Below are 17,302 nucleotides of genomic sequence, written 5' to 3'. Positions count from 1 at the left end.
TTATTTATTTTTTAAATTGTACTCATCTTGCGTATACAAGTGAAGAGAAATTGCATGTATTAGCTCTATCTCACCCTTCAATAACTCATAAATCAACTTGTGTCTTTTTAGAACGCTCATTCCAATAAAGCCGTCAGATATTAATATTAATTTAATGTGCGAAGGTAATATTGAAGATGAAGCAAAATAATGATCAGCATGCTTTGCTGATTCATCGATAATGTTGATATCAATTACATCTATCGAATCGCGTATCTTTTCTTCTATTGTTTTAATAATATCCATAATGGCTTCTTTAAGCAACAATATGCTCCTCTTGTCATCCCAGTATCAGCTACTTGGATGACAATCGCAATTACTTATTCTTTTCTTTATTATCTATGTCTTGATAATCAGAATCTACTACTTTTTCCTCTTTATCATTTGGATTTCCTTCTGATGAAAAGCCATTTTCAGCACTATTTTGTTGAGATGTTTGATACATAGCTTCTCCAAGTTTCATAGATAATTGAGAAAGATTAGTGACTTTCTGCTGTATTGAATCAGCGTCATCAATGTTATCAGATTTACTAACTTCTTTTAATTCGTTAACTGCATTTTCAATAGCAGATCTATCTTCTGGTGAAACTTTATCACCATACTCTGTCAGAGACTTTTCTGTAGAATGGACTAAGCTATCTGCTTGATTCTTCACTTCAATAAACTTTTTGCGCTTTTCATCTTCTTGCGCTTTTTCTTCAGCTTCTTTTACCATGCGATTTATTTCATCATCAGATAAACCACCTGAAGATTGAATGCGTATTTTTTGCTCTTTTCCAGTAGCTTTATCTTTTGCAGAAACGTGTGCTATTCCATTTGCATCTATATCAAATGTCACTTCAATTTGTGGCCTTCCGCGCGGAGCAGGAGGTATCCCTTCCAAACTAAACTGACCGAGTAGCTTATTATCAACTGCCAGTTTTCTTTCACCCTGATGCACCTTAATTGTAACAGCTGTTTGGTTATCTTCTGCAGTTGAAAACACCTGAGATTTTTTAGTAGGAATTGTAGTATTACGTTCAATAAGTGGAGTGAATACTCCTCCTAGAGTTTCAATACCAAGAGAAAGTGGAGTCACATCAAGTAGCAACACATCTCTTACATCACCTTGAATGATCCCCGCCTGTATTGCAGCTCCAATTGCTACAACTTCATCAGGGTTAACTCCTCTATGTGGATCTTTGCCAAAGAATTCTTTAACTTTCTCTATGACTTTTGGCATACGAGTCATGCCACCAACGAGAACCACTTCGCCAATTTGACTAGCAGACAAACTAGCATCCTCAAGAGCTTTTTTACAAGGAGCCATAGTTCTTTCGATTAAATCATTCACTAAGCTTTCAAGTTTTGCTCTCGTTAATTTCATATTTAAGTGTTTTGGACCACTTGCATCAGCTGTAATAAACGGTAGATTTATTTCCGTTTCCATTGCACTTGATAATTCAATTTTCGCTTTTTCAGCAGCTTCTTTGATTCTTTGCATAGCCATTGGATCATTTTTCAAATCAATGCCATTACTTTTCTTGAATTCATCTAGTAAATAACTCACTACTCCATTATCAAAGTCTTCACCTCCAAGATGAGTGTCACCATTTGTAGCCTTTACTTCAAAAACCCCTTCACCTATTTCAAGTATTGAAACATCAAATGTACCACCACCAAGATCATACACCACTATTGTGTGTCCATGTTTTTTATCAAGACCATAAGCAAGCGCTGCAGCAGTTGGTTCATTTACTATTCTGAGTACATTTAATCCGGCGATTTTTCCTGCATCTTTTGTTGCTTGACGTTGAGAGTCATTGAAGTATGCTGGTACTGTTATCACAGCATCTTTTACTTCCTCTCCAAGATAAGCTTCTGCTGCTTCTTTCATGTTTTGTAGTATAAATGCACCAATTTGACTAGGAGAGTATTCTTTATTATCAGTGGTTTTAATCCATGCATCACCATTTTTTGCCGCAAACACTTTATACGGCACGTTTAGATTTTTCATTTCAGAATCACCGTATTGACGGCCTATTAATCTCTTAGTAGCAAAAAAGGTATTACTTGCATTGGTGGTTGCTTGCCTTTTTGCTGGAGCACCAATCAATTTTTCTCCTGATGAAGTAAATGCAACTATAGATGGAGTAGTTCTTGCTCCTTCTTTATTCTCTATTACCTTTGTGTCTTTGCCCTGCATTATTGCAACACAAGAATTTGTTGTTCCGAGATCTATACCTATTGCTCTTCCCATAATGAGTACCCCATTGTAAATATTATCTGACATAAGAATATATAAGTATAGGGCTCATTAATTACAAGCCCAATTTAGGTTTCTAATTAGTTATTAGAACTTAAAAGGCGCGAAAGCCACTTAGTCAGCCAAAAATTGCCTCGTAGTTTATTTGAATGATCAGCTTCTTCATTGCTGCTATCCCCAATTTGGTATCCAGAGTTCTGTAATGGCTTATAACCGTTTAAATTAACATCATCTCCTTGTTTTAAAACAAATGCATTTACATCTAAACTGTTATCAATACTGACGTTCAATGTAATATTAAACTCTTTTTCGATTGTAGAAACTGTATTCCGTTTATTATTAAAAATATGTGCTATAACTGCACTGTGCGCTACTAAATCAAAAGACTTATTTCGATTCTTGTTAGCAATATGTTGTAAATCCCTTAGTATTGATGAAACAATTACTTCGTTTGATTTTACTCTTCCAATACCCTTGCAGTGTAAACACTCTGTAGTATTAATTTCTTGTATGTTTGGTTTAATTCTTTGTCTTGAAAATACCATTAAACCAAAGTCATTTATGTAGCTAAATTGAACTTTAGCTTTATCGTCTTTAAACGCTTGCTTTATAGCAGACTCAACAGCTCTGCAATACTGATATTTCAACATGTCAATAAAATCGACTACTATTAATCCTGATAGGCCCCTAAGATTCACCTGTCTTGATATTTCAGGTACTGCTTCCATATTGGTTCTATAAGCTGTTTCTTCTATGCTATCTTCTCCTGTCATCTTTCCTGAATTTACGTCTATTGAAACAAACGCCTCAGTTAAAGTTATTATCAAAGACCCACCAGATGGCAATTCTACTCTATTGCTATATAACTCAGAAATTTGATCTTCGATTCCGTAGTAAGTAAAGATCGGAACATAACCTCTATACAATCTATAGCGCAACTTACTACCTTTTAGTGCATTGTTAGCATATTGCCTAACTGCTTCAAAAGCTTCCTTTCCAGACACTATAACTTCTACACCATCGCTACAAAAATCACGAACAGATCTCATAATTACATCTGCTTCGTTGTAAATTAATGATGGAGCATTTACAGAGAAGGCATTTTTTTGAATGCTCTGCCATAATGAGGATAAATAATTGTAATCCTGCTCAATTTCTTTCTTATTTTTTCCTGAACCAACAGTTCTTACTATTAAACCTGATCTTTTTGGCAAGTTTATTGAACTCAGTATCTCCTTTAACTGCTTTCTGACATTAACATCTTCAATTCTGCGAGACACTCCACCTTTACTCATGGAATTTGGCATGAAAACACAGTATCTACCCACTAAAGTTATGTATGTTGTAAATGAAGCTCCTTTATTGCCTCGTTCCTCTTTAGTTAGCTGAACCAATACTTTTTGATTTACTGAAATAACATCTTGTAATTTGTATTTTTTATATAAAGGTACCTCTCTTACAAAACCGCTACCTGACTCGTTAACATTCTTACTAGCTGCAGAATCTAAAGAGACACTTGCTGGGACTTCTTCTGTACAATCGTCATTTGAGTAGCCCTCAAAGATAATTTCCTTTTCTGGAATATTGAAGTAATCTAGAGATATCTCGGAAAAAGACAAAAAACCTTGCTTATTTTTTCCATATTCAATAAATACGGCTTGCAAAGAAGGCTCTATACGCTTTATATAAGCAACGTATATATTACCTCTTAATTGTTTTTTTTCCTTGAATTCTTGTTCAAATTCTACAACCTTGTTATTAATTGACAAGGCAACTCTTACCTCATTAGAACAGATAGAATTTTCTATCAATAATACCCTTTTACCACTATTTGTCACTTATTTACCGTTTGCTTTTTATTCTGAAGTTAACTTTATGCTACTTAATGCACTGTTGATTGTCAAGGATTTTGCAATCTGCATTATTCGATTGACTTTTAGTATTTTGCGTAATAAACTCGCATAGAATTTATTATATCATTATAAGTATGGCGAAAAAAAATGCTTCTTTGCTTGTTAAGTTAGTCAGCACTGCAATCAAGACAACAAGAGCTGGTGAAGAAAAATCAACAGGCTATTTTTATGTAAAAAAGCGTAATCCAAAAAAGCTCACCAGAAAACTGGAGTTTAGAAAGTATGACCCAGTAGTCAGAAGGCATGTGCTATTTAAAGAAGAAAAATTAAAGTAGTTTTTTTATAGGAAAGTTTATTATTATGCAAAATTTACAATTAAGTTATCCTGTAATAATAGAGTTGGACAATGTAAAGGATACAAAACTGAAATTAATAAAGGTCATTGCACAATTAATAGGTAAGAGATACACAACACAGAAAAAAGCAGCAAACGCTCTAAAGATTGATCAGCCTAAAGTATCTCAAATCAATAGATCAAAAATCGAAGGGTTCTCCTTAGAATACTTGCTTAACTTATTGGTTGCATTGGACCAAGACATAAACGTAAGAATAAAGCATAATTCTAAACCTGCATAATATGTAAAGGACAAATGGTAATTTAAAAATTGCAGAACAATAAAACGGTAAGCTAAAAGGGAGCTTATTACTCAACAAAACAAGACTTAAAATTTTGTGCAATGCTATCGATTATAGCTAGATATGTATCTTTTCCAGGCTCTATGTCTGATCCAATAGGATCAAGAACTACCATTTTTGCGTCATTAGAAAGGGTATTAGGCTTTATGCTATCTTCTTGTGAATGAGCAAATATACATTTAACGTTTTCTTCCTTCATTATCTTTTTTAGCTTCATTAAACTCTTCATACCTATGTAAGAATCCTCTTCTATAGAAAGAATAGCGCTTGGATGATTTAGACCGAAATATTTTTCAAAATATTGATAAGCATCATGAGTAACGATGTATTTTTGATTTTTAAAATCATTCAGTTCTTTCATAATTTCTTTTACTTCTTGGTCTATTTTCTTTATAGCTTTTGTTGCATTAGAGTTGTATCGATGGAAATTTTCTTTATCTATGTTAGACAATGTTGCACTTATAAAAAGTATCATGCTCTTTGCATTTTCGGGACTCAGCCAAATGTGTAAATCTTTTTCATCTTGAATGTGAGTGATTTTTCTAGAAAATGAATGTGGCCGAGCAGGAAGTAGGTTGATTGCCTTTGACAATTGTACTAGTTCTTTATTATTTTTGGCAAAAGTTTGAACAAACGTTTCTAAGTTATCGTCAACATAAAATATAACGTCACTTGATTCCAAATTACTCGCATCAGATGGCTTTAATATATAATTATGCGCAGATGTTGCATAGCCAAGCAATTCTGGTTCTAAAATCCCTTCTGTCACAGAAGCCACAAGTGAGTGGATAGGTTTAATTGTAGCTACAACTTTTAAATTGGATGAAAAGGCAATATTATAGTATAGTGTAAATGAAAGTAATAGAAAAAAAGTCAGTAAATGTCTCATATAAACGTTGAGAAGAAGTTAAATTTTGTCAATAAATTGAATAATGTCAATAATCGTGTTCTAAAAATAGAAAATCTTGCTCTCACATATGATGGTAAAAGAATCCTTGACAATATCAATATGTTCATGGAAAGAGGAGACGTAATTACAATACTTGGTCCAAATGGTGGAGGTAAAACCTCTTTAGTGAAAGCAATTGCTGGTATAAATAAAAATTATACTGGAAATATTGTGTTAGCTGAGAACACAAAAATTAGCTACATGCCGCAAAATTTTAGTGTTAGTAATTTGATGCCAATAACAGTTGAGTATTTTCTTTTAAATAGCTCCTTGAAAAGACTAAAGAAAAATCAATCCATTATTACAGAAACGATAGAGTTGGCTGGTATTGGTAACATTTTGAAAAATCAAGTATTAGAAATTTCTGCAGGGCAAGCACAATTATTATTGCTTGCACGTTGTTTAATTGCAGAACCTGACTTGATCATTCTAGATGAGCCAGTTAGTGCAATGGATATTAACGCACGGGCTAAGTTCTATGATATTATAAGCAAAATGGCAAAAACCCGATTAGTGTCGATTCTTATGACTTCTCATGATCTTAACTCTGCTCTACCATGCTCAGATTACATAATTTGTATAAATAATACTGTCTACTGCCAAGGTAAGCCTGGTGAGATTATGAAGAATAAAACCCTAAATGAAATATTTAGCAGTTACGCAGCGAAATGATTCAAAATATTTTGCGTCTTCTGCACATAACTACGGTGCTGACGCGTTACAATATATTACCTTATTTACTTCCACCATCAAAAAAATCAATAAATAAAATACAAGGCCACAAGCTAAAGTGTGCTCTTGAAAAATTAGGTCCGGTGTTCATTAAGTTTGGGCAGTCTATCTCATCACGTACTGATGTTTTAAATGAGGATATAACAAATAACTTGTTATTGATATGTGATAGATTGCCATCATTTTCACACAAAATAGCAGTTAAAACTATAGAAAGTGAGTTTAATTGTAAATTGAGCGACATTTTTTCAAGCTTTTCTGAAAAGCCAATTGCAGCAGCATCGATTTCTCAGGTGCATAAAGCGGTTACAACTGAGGGTAAGGAAGTTGCTGTGAAGGTTTTAAGGCCAAATATTGAGAAGACATTCTCAAGGGATATAAAAATGCTTTCTTGGCTTGCAGAAATTGCAGAAAAATTTAGCGAACAATCAAAAAGGCTGAAGCCGATTGAATTAGTCAAAACTTTTGCTGAAATTTGCCGATTAGAGTTAGATCTACGTTTTGAAGCTGCTCACTCTTCAGAACTAAAGGAAAACACAAAAAATGACAGAGGTTTTTACGTACCTGAAGTAGATTGGAATAGAACTTCGAAAAAGGTTTTAACATTAGAATGGATAGAAGCAACGCCAATATACGAAGTTGAAAAACTGAATAATCGTAAGCAAATAGCTATCAATCTTATAGAATCGTTTTGCAATCAAGTATACAGAGATTGTTTTTTTCATGCTGATATGCATCCTGGAAATCTAATGGTTGATAGTAATAACAATATTATTGCCCTGGATTGTGGAATCATGGGTAGAATAGATCGTGAGACATGCTATTACGTTATAGAGATACTCAAAGGCTTTTTAAATCGGGATTATGATCACGTTGCAAAAATGCATTTTAGAGCTGGTTATGTCTCATCACAGCATAGAAATTTTGTCACAGCTTGCAGGGCAATAGGTGAACCCATTATTGGGCAGCCTATACAGAAGATTTCATTTGCTAGTTTACTTGCTCAGCTATTAAAAATAACGGGTGATTTTGATATGAAAGTTCAAACACAATTGTTATTGCTGCAGAAAACTATGATTTTACTGGAAGGAACATGTAGAAAGATCTGCTCAGAAATCAATATGTGGAAAGTAGTTGAAGCGTGGATAAGCAGTCAACATGAAAATAAAATAGGGTATAGGGAAAAAATTAGAAGTTCTTATCCCATAAAAACAATCCAAGGAATATTTAGCCTTATAGAAAAATTGAACCTAATAGCTGATGAAAAATTAGAAAACATCCAAATTAAAAATAAATCAAATGGAAAAGTCTATTTTTTGCTGTGGTCTGTAATTATAATTCTAATTGTTAAATTTTTAATTTCTTAAACTGTGAGAAAAAACTGCATCAAGCCCAATTTTTATTCAACTTAATTTTTAATCTGCAGGAGCCGAGTTGAGAATGTCCAATTTTCCACTTTCTTTATGTATCTGTTCAGCAGAGTGGCAAAATAAGGTAGACGAGAAAAGACAACTATAGGAACAAATGGGTGTCATGCCAGTGCGTGACACTGGCCTCTTGTTTCAATGTTAAACAAAATACCATAGAATTCAAAAAGACAATTCCTAGAAAATTTCTACATCCAAAAAAGGCATAAGTTATGTTAATGCTGTTTGAATGAGATGATATAAAGATAAGCCAAATTTTTACAAAGAAAACATTTCAAGCAGAAAGACACCTTTGATTGAAAGAGAGCACCAAATTTATGGGGTGAGTAACTGCGCTATTTCAACTAGAGGTTGTCCGGAAACAAGTAAATTCAAGCATATTCCCTCTTTAACATAACCCTACTCATAGCTAGGTATATGAAATTCTCAGTGGATGTTGTGAGTAAATCATACTCCTTCGATAGCCTTCTATTCCTATTAACCCAAGCAAAAGTCCTTTCTACAACCCATCTTCTTGGCTGTACTTTAAACCCTTGTTCTCTTGTTGGTAGTAGCTCAGGTGGCGTATCTTTGTGCACCCAAAATCTACATGGAGGCCTTTTAACAATTTCAATATCTATGTCATATTCTTCCTTTATGTGATTCTTTAAATTTCTTCCTTGGTATCCCATGTCAGCCCACATTTTTTTAACTTTAGTATATTTTGTTCTCATATTGTTTAATGCTATTTTAATACCATCTCTATCATTTTCGTTAGCAGCGCCTACGTAACAACCTAGTATAAAACCCTGAGTGTCTGTAATTATATGCCTTTTTCTACCCTTTACTTTTTTACTTCCATCATAGCCTTTGATCCCCCCTTTTCTGTAGTCTTTACAGATTGACTATCTACTATACAGGCACTCGGCTGCTCATTCCTTCCTATTTTTCTTCTACTATATTTCATAATTCATTTTCTCAAAAATTCCCTGCTTCTTCCATTGCCTGAACTGCTCATACACAGTCTTCCATAGCGGAAAATCATTTGGTAAATACCGCCATTGACACCCTGTACGCAATACATAGAAAATTGCTTCTAATATTTCTCTTTTGCTATACTTTGGCGGCCTTCCTCCTTTCTTGTATGATACTCTGAAGTGTTTTTCTATTCTTGCCCATTCCCTTTCGCTTAGATCTGTTGGATACTTTTTTCTCATCTTTACCCCGTACTAAAATTTCAGATATTATAGCCTTTTACTTGTTTCCGGACAACCTCTAAATCTTTTTCTAATTGTTCCAAGAGATCAATTTTTTTTAAAATTCTTGTATAATTAGCTGCTGTTTCTAAAGTGAAACTTGACAACTCATCATTTACAAAATTACTTATACTACTGTTCTTGGTTGGAAAATTTTTTCCCAAAATTCTATTCATTAATGTTTTAAAAAGACCTAATGGCTGTTCTACATAATTGTTCAAGTCAGTATATATAACAAACTCAGCTATACCTTTTGCCTCACCTGTAAAACCTTCTAATGCATGAGATAAATCCCTTAACGTTTTGTTATATTGTTTCTCTGCATTTCCTAGCTTTACAGCTTTGATCAGAGAATCGAGATTTTTTTTATAGTTCTCACTTTTAAATGGATTATTCATACTAATTACAGCTCATTATTTATTAAAATATAGATCTAAAATATTAAGATCTAGTAAATGTTACTTTTGTAATTCATGTAGAACTATAGCTATAATAAGTAAGATTTCCCTACGTCATACCGCCGCGGTATCTCCAGATCCCGCTAACAATTTACTATTACCCACAAATATGAGGTTCGTGAGCAAGTCGCCATCCTTCTGCTAAATCAAAGAGACGTTTATATCCTTTCCAAAGAACATAAGGTCCTGGTTCTGGGTCATTTTTTCTTGCTAAATGGCCTCCAAGTTCATGAAACAGCTTCTTTTATGTTGGGAACTACACTTGGACATGGTTTTCTGTGTATTTTAACGTATAAAACTTTCCATTCCTCTTCAGCTAATAAGGTAGTACATGGTAATGTTGCTTGCAATTGATGTAATAAAGAAGATCCTCCAAGCAATAATACTCACAACTGTTAGATATCTCATTAGTCTTTCTGCTATTCCAAGCCTACATTCTTCAACTTTGAGACCGGATTTAAAATTTTATGTAATATCTCTATTTTCCATCTAAGGCAATACCAACTAATTTTTTCAACAGCTTCATCGAAAGTATTAACTGAAAGATTCGTTAATAGCATCCATTCTAGCGGTTTTTTTTAAGGGAAGGGGAGTTTTCTCAACAACATAAACTGCATAAAGTGGTAATTTAGGTAGTTCTTCCGTCTTATGCCTAATATTATTCTTAGATGGATTCATCATAAACTTTCCAAATCTAACTTCCAAACGTGCTGTTCTTTTTGGCTTATTATCTTTTACAGGAACTTCAACTTCTACCGTACCTGCACAATGAGAGAAATGCCCATAACTTCTGCTCACCTTTTTCAGGATATCGAGATTTTCTATTTACTGCTCTATCTCTGCATGCTCTAACTAGCACTGCCGAATTAAGATTATGTGCAAGCTCAAAAAAGTCATATATATCTGCTTCTCTATCGCATACAGTTATAGTCTCAGTTTGAGTTGGATCAATAATATTATTTGTTTTTCTTAAAGTTTCCAACCACTTTACGCTTTCTTTATCTTCAATGCGATCGCTCTTTTTTTTAAGGTTTTCAGTTTCTTCAGGTCTTGAATAAACTTTTTGATCTAGTATCCCTAGTACCAAACCTTCTATACTAACGGCAAGAGCTGTATGCATTATAATACCTTTTGCAGTATCATAACTGGACAAATTTGCTAATCCGCTTGTTTTTTTATGGTTATTATATATAATGTAACTGGTATCTTGAATGACAAGAACCCTCTTGTGAGCTTTTGTTCTCTCAACCGTCTTATTAATATGTGTAGCTAAAATATCACTTTCTTTTACATTCTCATTTTGAAAAAAACGGTATGCTGCTTTTGCTTCTGACCAACTTCCGCATGCCTCATTAATTGAGCTTTCAGGTAAACTTATCAAACTATCAGCAATCTTTACTAATCGGTCAGTTAATCTTTTATCTCCAAGTACAGCATCTCCAAATTCATTTTTAGCCCATTCATTACTCTCGTTTGCCATTTTTATACCCTCAATATTTGCAAACTTTAATATTGTAATATTTTACTTTTTAGTCCATTTATATTTGTGGGTAATAGTAAGATATCAAATAGTGCAAATTTTTCTATGATATGCGGTAGTGGTGTATATGTAAGATCAATTGCTCGTGATCTTGGAATTGCATTAAATTGTTTTGGACACATTACAAAATTAAGAAGAACTATGGTAGGTGACTTTAGAGAAAATGAATCAGTGACAATTGAGCAACTTACTAAAAAAAACACAACAACTTACTCTCCGATGTCATCCCAGTGCTTGACACTGGGATCCAGATATACAAATACTTACAAATCATGTAATGGACAAAAGATTCTAGGAGCATATGTCAAAAACAATGTTCGTGATGAAATAGGCTGGATCCCAGTGTCAGCTACTTGGATGACAGAGGGGGGTGGGATGACAGAAGATGATGGAGTGACAGGGAGTAATACAAAAAGTTTCGTCATCCCCATTGAATCGGCTTTAAAATCGATGTTCAAAGTTGAAATTTCCCTAGAAGATGCGGGGAAAATCAGAAAAGGTCAGGAAGTTGTATTAAATAACTTGCGTAATTTAAAGAATCATGATATTTGTTGTACGGTGGTGGGTAGTGTACCTATTGCAATCTGCAGTTTTATTTATGGTTGTGTGAAACCTATTCGTGTTTTTAATATTTAAAATGAGGTTTAGATGTCGATAACATCCGAAAAGAAAAAGAGTTTGATAAATATATATGCAATTAAAGAAGATGATACAGGCTCATCTTTTGTACAATGTGCAATTTTGACCGAGAGGATCAGTAACTTAACTGAGCATTTTAAAGTGCACAAGCATGACCATCACTCTAAGCGTGGTTTACTTATATTGATAGGTAGAAGACGCAAGCACTTAAATTATATAAAGCGTAAATTTGGTAATGAAGCCTATCAGGAATTAATAGAGAAGTTAGGCATTAGAAAATAATCGAGGAATTTAATATGTTTAAAATTATAAAAAAATCTATAGAGTGGGGTGGTCGTGCCTTATCTTTAGAAACAGGAAAAATAGCACGCCAAGCTCATGGTTCAGTAGTTGTAAATTACGGTGATACTTCTGTTTTAGTAACTGTTGTACGTAAAAAGAAGGAAGAAAGCGTTGATTTCCTACCTTTAAATGTGCAGTTTATCGCAAAAAGCTATGCCATGGGTAAGATCCCTGGCGGGTTTTTTAAAAGAGAAGGCAAGCCATCTGATAGAGAAACTTTAATCTCAAGAGTAATAGATAGAAGTATAAGACCACTATTCCCAGAAGGATTTCATGATGAAATTAGTGTGGTGTGCAATCTATTAACTTATGATACAGTCAATCCTCCTGAAGTGCCAGCATTGATTGGTGCTGTTGCAGCTCTTGCAATTTCTGGTGTTCCCTTTCACTTTACTATAGCTGGAGTGATGGTTGGTTGTGATGAAAATAATAACTATATACTCAACCCTTCTGTTCAAGAGATGAAAGCAAGCAGCTTGGATCTGTTTTTGTCTGGTGATGAAAATTCAATTTTAATGGTTGAATCAGAAGTGAAAGAGCTCTCTGAAGAAAATGTTTTTAATGCAATAAAATTTGGCCATGAACACCTTAAGCCTGTCATTAAGCTCATAAAAGAGTTTGCTGATACAATTGGCAATAAACCTGAGAGCTTTGCCCCTATTGATGCATCAGATATAACACAAGAGCTCGAAAAATACGGTAAAGATTTTGAAAAAGCATATTCGCAAACAGTAAAACAAGAGCGAGTTCAAGCTCTAGAAGCGATCAGAGAGAATATATTGAATACTCTTAAAGAAACTGGAAAAGACGAAAAGTTAATTACGTGTGCAGTAAAAAACTTTGAAAGATCTTTAGTACGTGAAATAATTAGGAAGAAAAGTGTAAGGATAGACGGTCGTAAGCATGATGAGATACGTCAGATAGAAGTTGAAGTTGATATTCTGTCCAAAACTCACGGTTCTGCACTATTTACAAGAGGCAATACTCAGGCACTGGTTGTTACTGCTCTTGGCACCACTCAAGATGAGCAAATTGTGGATGATATTGAAGGGGATAGACGTGAGCATTTCATGTTGCATTATAACTTTCCCTCATTTGCTGTTGGAGAAACTTCTGCTGCGCGTGCACCAGGAAGAAGAGAAATCGGTCATGGCAAACTTGCTTGGAAAGCAATTCATCCTGTTTTACCCGATAAGTCTGAATTTCCTTATACAATAAGAGTAGTGTCCGAAATTTTGGAGTCTGATGGTTCTTCTTCTATGGCAACAGTTTGTGGGACTTCTCTTGCTTTAATGGATACGGGTGTGCCAATAAAGGCCCCTGTTGCTGGAATTGCTATGGGTCTCATCAAAGATAAAGACGAGTATGTAATACTTTCCGATATACTTGGTGATGAAGATTATCTTGGTGATATGGACTTTAAAGTAGCAGGAACTAGTGAAGGGGTTACGGCGCTACAAATGGACATGAAAATTTCTGGTATAAGCTTTGAAATTGTTGAAAAATCTTTAGAACAGGCAAAAGCTGGAAGATTACATATTTTAGAAAAAATGAATGCAGTGATTTCAGAACACAGTGATGATGTCAAAGACCATGCACCAAGGATGTTATCATTTTACATAGATAAAGACAAAATTTCTGCTGCTATAGGTTCTAAGGGGAAAAATATACGCAGTGTGTGTGAAAGAAGTAATGCAAAAATTGAAATAGGAGATGATGGTAAAGTTTCTGTTTTTGCTACGAGTGGCACTGAAGCTGAAATTGCAAAGAGTATGATGATTGATTCAATAACAGAACTAGAACAAGGTTCTATAGTTGATGTCAAGGTTGTAAGAATAGAGAAGTCTATTGTAGAGCTTGAATTTCTTAATGGCAGAAAAGGAAAAATGCACATAAGTGAAGTAGCTAATGAACATATAGATTCTATAGAGAGCGTACTTAAACAAGATGATACTTTCAAAGCACTAGTAATTGACTTCGAAAAAGGTGGGTGTCCAAAGTTGTCAAGACGTCGGGTTGATCAAGAGACGGGAGAGTTTTTTGAAGGTGAGCTTTACAACGAGGAAAGGAAAGATGGTCCAAATGACAGGGATAATTATTACAATAATTCATTTAGTAGAAAACCTGGAGGAAGTCACCATAAGAGGCCTCCTCGTCCTCGTTCTGGTTTCAGCAACAGAAATAGGCCGAAATTTGGTAATAATGATTCATCATCAGGTTTTTATTAAGAGTAAACTTCTTGCGTTACCTCTCGTCATTCCAGTGTTAAGCACTGGAATGACACCCTTTCTGGTGAAGGTTGTTCTCAAATCACAATGTTAGTACAATTGTGGTGTTAGCTATAGCTAACCCAAGGTATCCGTTCAGCGGAGTGGTAGAATAAGGTAGACAAAGTGATCTAAAAAGATAATCATAGAGCAAAAGTGAGGTAATGTGGTAAACCTTTTAGAACTTTGCAAAAATTTACAGCAAAAAATAGAAAAACTGAAAGCAGAGATAGAAAACTTAAAAGCAGAAAATAAAGCTTTAAAGATAGAGAACGCTGAATTAAAGGAAAGGCTTGGTTTAAACTCGAAAAATTCATCTCTACCGAGCTCTAAAGAATTGTACAAAACAAAAAAGGACAAGCCAAAAAGCGAAAGGAATGTTGGCGATCAGGTTGGGCATAAAGGAAATTTTCATGCCACAATGGAAGCGGATAAAGTAGTAAAAATAGAGTTGCCTAATATTTGCGAATGCGGAGGAGAGCTTGTAATATGCGAAAAACCTTATGTGCACCAAAAAGTTGATCTTCCGGAAATTAGGCCTTATGTAGTAATTGGAACATGGTCGTTGTCGGAGATGCAGAAAAAGAAAAAGTAGCAAGTTACCAGAAGGTGTTACGCCAGATACATTTGGTCCAAGGGTTAAGTCTATAATTGCAGCACTCAGCGGATTTTACAAAAACTCAAAGCGTGAAGTGGCTAGTATCATAAATGACATTTTTAATTTGAACATAAGTGTTGGCAGCATATCAAATAGTGAACACAGAGTTGCATTAAAATGCGAAAAAACATATGAGCAAATCGAACAAGAAATAAGCAGAAGTGAGGTTTTGCATATCGATGAAACCAGTCACTATAACAAAGGAAAACTTGGCTGGTGTTGGATGTTTGCAAGCAATACGGCAAGTTTTGTAAAATTGACAGAATCAAGAGGAATGAAGGTTTTGCAAGACAGCACATTTTGCAATCGCAATAGTTTGATAGTATAGCTCTTTCCATAAAAGTCCGGATGTGATAGGATAAGGATAGATGATGATAAGGAGGTTGAATGCCAGCAGCATATAGTTATGATTTAAGAAAAAAAGCAATGGAAGCGCTAGACGAAGGAGAAAGCAGAGAAACAGTGGCAGCAAGATTTAAGATTGGATGAACTACTTTATGGGAGTGGCAGCAAAGAAGAAAAGAAACAGGAGACTTTCAATCAAAAAAACTTGGAAATGGGGGTTACAATCACAAAATTACCGACTGGGATACCTTTGCCAAATTTGCCAGAGAACACGGAGGAAAGACTCTATCGGAAATGGCTAAACTTTGGAACAACGTTAGTATCCAAACGATCTATCGAGCCCTTAAAAAAATTGGATTTACGCGCAAAAAAAGACATATGGATACAAGGAAAGAAACGAAGAAAAACGTGCTGAATTTTTGAAAATTATAGCGACAAAAGAACCTAAAAACTTAGTGTATATAGATGAGTATGGCATTGATAACACCGAAGACTACCCCTACGGATATTGCCAGAAAGGACAGCGGTTTTATGCCTTAAAATCTGGAAAGAAAACTCAACGAATCAGTATGGTTGCAGCCTTAAGTGGAAGAAAGATAGTTGTTCCGTTAACCTTTGAAGGCCACTGTAATATGGATGTTTTTAATGGATGGTTTGAGCAATTTTTGACACCGATCTTGGAACCTGGACAGACTGTCATTCTTGACAATGCTACTTTTCATAAGTCTGATAAGATTATCGAGCTTGCTAAAGGGGTTGGTGCAGAAATTTTGTATCTGCCGCCTTATTCTCCAGATTTCAACAAAATTGAGCATCATTGGTTTGCTATAAAAAACAGAGCCAGGAAAAACATTCCTCTATTCGAATCCTTTCGTCGTGCTGTTGATTCTGCCTTCCTATGACCTGTTTGGACTATTATGAGAAATGCTATAGAGGTTGTCCGGAAACAAGTAAATTCAAGCATATTCCCTCTTTAACATAACCCTACTCATAGCTAGGTATATGAAATTCTCAGTGGATGTTGTGAGTAAATCATACTCCTTCGATAGCCTTCTATTCCTATTAACCCAAGCAAAAGTCCTTTCTACAACCCATCTTCTTGGCTGTACTTTAAACCCTTGTTCTCTTGTTGGTAGTAGCTCAGGTGGCGTATCTTTGTGCACCCAAAATCTACATGGAGGCCTTTTAACAATTTCAATATCTATGTCATATTCTTCCTTTATGTGATTCTTTAAATTTCTTCCTTGGTATCCCATGTCAGCCCACATTTTTTTAACTTTAGTATATTTTGTTCTCATATTGTTTAATGCTATTTTAATACCATCTCTATCATTTTCGTTAGCAGCGCCTACGTAACAACCTAGTATAAAACCCTGAGTGTCTGTAATTATATGCCTTTTTCTACCCTTTACTTTTTTACTTCCATCATAGCCTTTGATCCCCCCTTTTCTGTAGTCTTTACAGATTGACTATCTACTATACAGGCACTCGGCTGCTCATTCCTTCCTATTTTTCTTCTACTATATTTCATAATTCATTTTCTCAAAAATTCCCTGCTTCTTCCATTGCCTGAACTGCTCATACACAGTCTTCCATAGCGGAAAATCATTTGGTAAATACCGCCATTGACACCCTGTACGCAATACATAGAAAATTGCTTCTAATATTTCTCTTTTGCTATACTTTGGCGGCCTTCCTCCTTTCTTGTATGATACTCTGAAGTGTTTTTCTATTCTTGCCCATTCCCTTTCGCTTAGATCTGTTGGATACTTTTTTCTCATCTTTACCCCGTACTAAAATTTCAGATATTATAGCCTTTTACTTGTTTCCGGACAACCTCTTAGAGGTTGTCCACAAACCAAGGAATACGTAGTATA

At 34.8% G+C, this 17,302-nt stretch carries 12 protein-coding genes and 6 pseudogenes; 9 read left to right on the top strand and 9 right to left on the bottom strand.

The genetic code is table 11. From position 1 onward, the window contains the following. The 3 genes from AAGD70_RS00550 to AAGD70_RS00540 all read right to left on the bottom strand — a co-directional run bounded on the left by AAGD70_RS00550 (position 1) and on the right by AAGD70_RS00540 (position 4,122). Positions 1-285, bottom strand: coding sequence for a BolA family protein (locus tag AAGD70_RS00550; RefSeq protein WP_065094920.1), 285 nt, complete (start codon positions 283-285; stop codon positions 1-3). A 70-nt stretch (positions 286-355) separates the two neighbouring features. Next, positions 356-2,278, bottom strand: a complete 1,923-nt coding sequence (gene dnaK, locus AAGD70_RS00545) for a molecular chaperone DnaK (RefSeq protein WP_065094918.1) — start codon at positions 2,276-2,278, stop codon at positions 356-358. Between the two features lie 86 nt (positions 2,279-2,364). Then, positions 2,365-4,122, bottom strand: a complete 1,758-nt coding sequence (locus AAGD70_RS00540) for a ribonuclease E/G (protein ID WP_065094917.1) — start codon at positions 4,120-4,122, stop codon at positions 2,365-2,367. A 149-nt stretch (positions 4,123-4,271) separates the two neighbouring features. On the opposite strand from AAGD70_RS00540, the gene rpmG reads away from it, so the two are divergent. Next, the gene (gene rpmG / locus AAGD70_RS00535; RefSeq protein WP_006279743.1) at positions 4,272-4,472 is read left to right on the top strand and encodes a 50S ribosomal protein L33; all 201 of its coding nucleotides are present in this window, start codon (positions 4,272-4,274) and stop codon (positions 4,470-4,472) included. 25 nt (positions 4,473-4,497) lie between these two features. Then, positions 4,498-4,773 carry a helix-turn-helix domain-containing protein gene (locus tag AAGD70_RS00530; RefSeq protein ID WP_065094916.1) on the top strand — a complete coding sequence of 92 codons (276 nt, stop codon included), beginning with the start codon at positions 4,498-4,500 and terminating at the stop codon, positions 4,771-4,773. Positions 4,774-4,840: 67 nt separating this feature from the next. On the opposite strand, the gene AAGD70_RS00525 is transcribed toward AAGD70_RS00530, so the two are convergent. Then, on the bottom strand, positions 4,841-5,722 hold the full coding sequence (locus tag AAGD70_RS00525; RefSeq protein WP_065094915.1) for a zinc ABC transporter substrate-binding protein: 882 nt from the start codon (positions 5,720-5,722) through the stop codon (positions 4,841-4,843). Between AAGD70_RS00525 and AAGD70_RS00520 the strand changes: the two genes are divergently transcribed. After that, positions 5,714-6,454 carry a metal ABC transporter ATP-binding protein gene (locus AAGD70_RS00520; RefSeq protein WP_065094914.1) on the top strand — a complete coding sequence of 247 codons (741 nt, stop codon included), beginning with the start codon at positions 5,714-5,716 and terminating at the stop codon, positions 6,452-6,454. The two genes, AAGD70_RS00525 and AAGD70_RS00520, sit on opposite strands and share 9 nt — an antisense overlap. Then, complete coding sequence (gene ubiB, locus AAGD70_RS00515; protein ID WP_065094913.1) at positions 6,451-7,881, top strand: 2-polyprenylphenol 6-hydroxylase; 1,431 nt, start codon at positions 6,451-6,453, stop codon at positions 7,879-7,881. Before AAGD70_RS00520 ends, ubiB begins: the two co-directional genes overlap by 4 nt. A 48-nt stretch (positions 7,882-7,929) precedes the next feature. Here the strand turns inward: ubiB and AAGD70_RS00510 are convergent, their stop codons facing one another. The 4 genes and pseudogenes from AAGD70_RS00510 to AAGD70_RS00495 form a co-directional block, all read right to left on the bottom strand. Continuing rightward, complete coding sequence (locus AAGD70_RS00510) at positions 7,930-8,064, bottom strand: hypothetical protein (RefSeq protein ID WP_259349199.1); 135 nt, start codon at positions 8,062-8,064, stop codon at positions 7,930-7,932. A gap of 248 nt (positions 8,065-8,312) precedes the next feature. Continuing rightward, positions 8,313-9,137 (bottom strand): annotated as a pseudogene (locus AAGD70_RS00505) (IS5-like element ISWpi1 family transposase). 20 nt (positions 9,138-9,157) lie between these two features. Next, complete coding sequence (locus AAGD70_RS00500; protein WP_065095452.1) at positions 9,158-9,574, bottom strand: hypothetical protein; 417 nt, start codon at positions 9,572-9,574, stop codon at positions 9,158-9,160. Positions 9,575-9,731: 157 nt separating this feature from the next. Then, a pseudogene (locus AAGD70_RS00495) lies at positions 9,732-11,114 on the bottom strand (IS4 family transposase). A gap of 81 nt (positions 11,115-11,195) precedes the next feature. Between AAGD70_RS00495 and AAGD70_RS00490 the strand changes: the two are divergent. The 5 genes and pseudogenes from AAGD70_RS00490 to AAGD70_RS00470 all read left to right on the top strand — a co-directional run. Then, a pseudogene (locus tag AAGD70_RS00490) lies at positions 11,196-11,810 on the top strand (tRNA pseudouridine(55) synthase TruB); the annotation flags it as partial. Positions 11,811-11,822: 12 nt separating this feature from the next. Then, positions 11,823-12,095, top strand: a complete 273-nt coding sequence (rpsO, locus tag AAGD70_RS00485) for a 30S ribosomal protein S15 (protein WP_006279944.1) — start codon at positions 11,823-11,825, stop codon at positions 12,093-12,095. Positions 12,096-12,109: 14 nt separating this feature from the next. Beyond that, the gene (gene pnp / locus AAGD70_RS00480; RefSeq protein ID WP_065095169.1) at positions 12,110-14,383 is read left to right on the top strand and encodes a polyribonucleotide nucleotidyltransferase; all 2,274 of its coding nucleotides are present in this window, start codon (positions 12,110-12,112) and stop codon (positions 14,381-14,383) included. A gap of 205 nt (positions 14,384-14,588) precedes the next feature. After that, positions 14,589-15,405 (top strand): annotated as a pseudogene (locus AAGD70_RS00475) (IS66 family transposase); the annotation flags it as partial. Between the two features lie 62 nt (positions 15,406-15,467). Then, positions 15,468-16,327: pseudogene (locus tag AAGD70_RS00470) on the top strand (IS630 family transposase). A gap of 54 nt (positions 16,328-16,381) precedes the next feature. Here the strand turns inward: AAGD70_RS00470 and AAGD70_RS00465 are convergent. Then, positions 16,382-17,206: pseudogene (locus AAGD70_RS00465) on the bottom strand (IS5-like element ISWpi1 family transposase). Positions 17,207-17,302 lie beyond the last annotated feature (96 nt).

The sequence above is a fragment of the Wolbachia endosymbiont (group A) of Nomada flava genome, from assembly GCF_964027055.1.
In the GTDB taxonomy this organism is placed as follows: Bacteria; Pseudomonadota; Alphaproteobacteria; order Rickettsiales; family Anaplasmataceae; genus Wolbachia; species Wolbachia pipientis.
The sequence above is the reverse complement of the archived record's forward strand: the minus strand, read 5'-3'. Positions and strand labels throughout refer to the sequence as shown.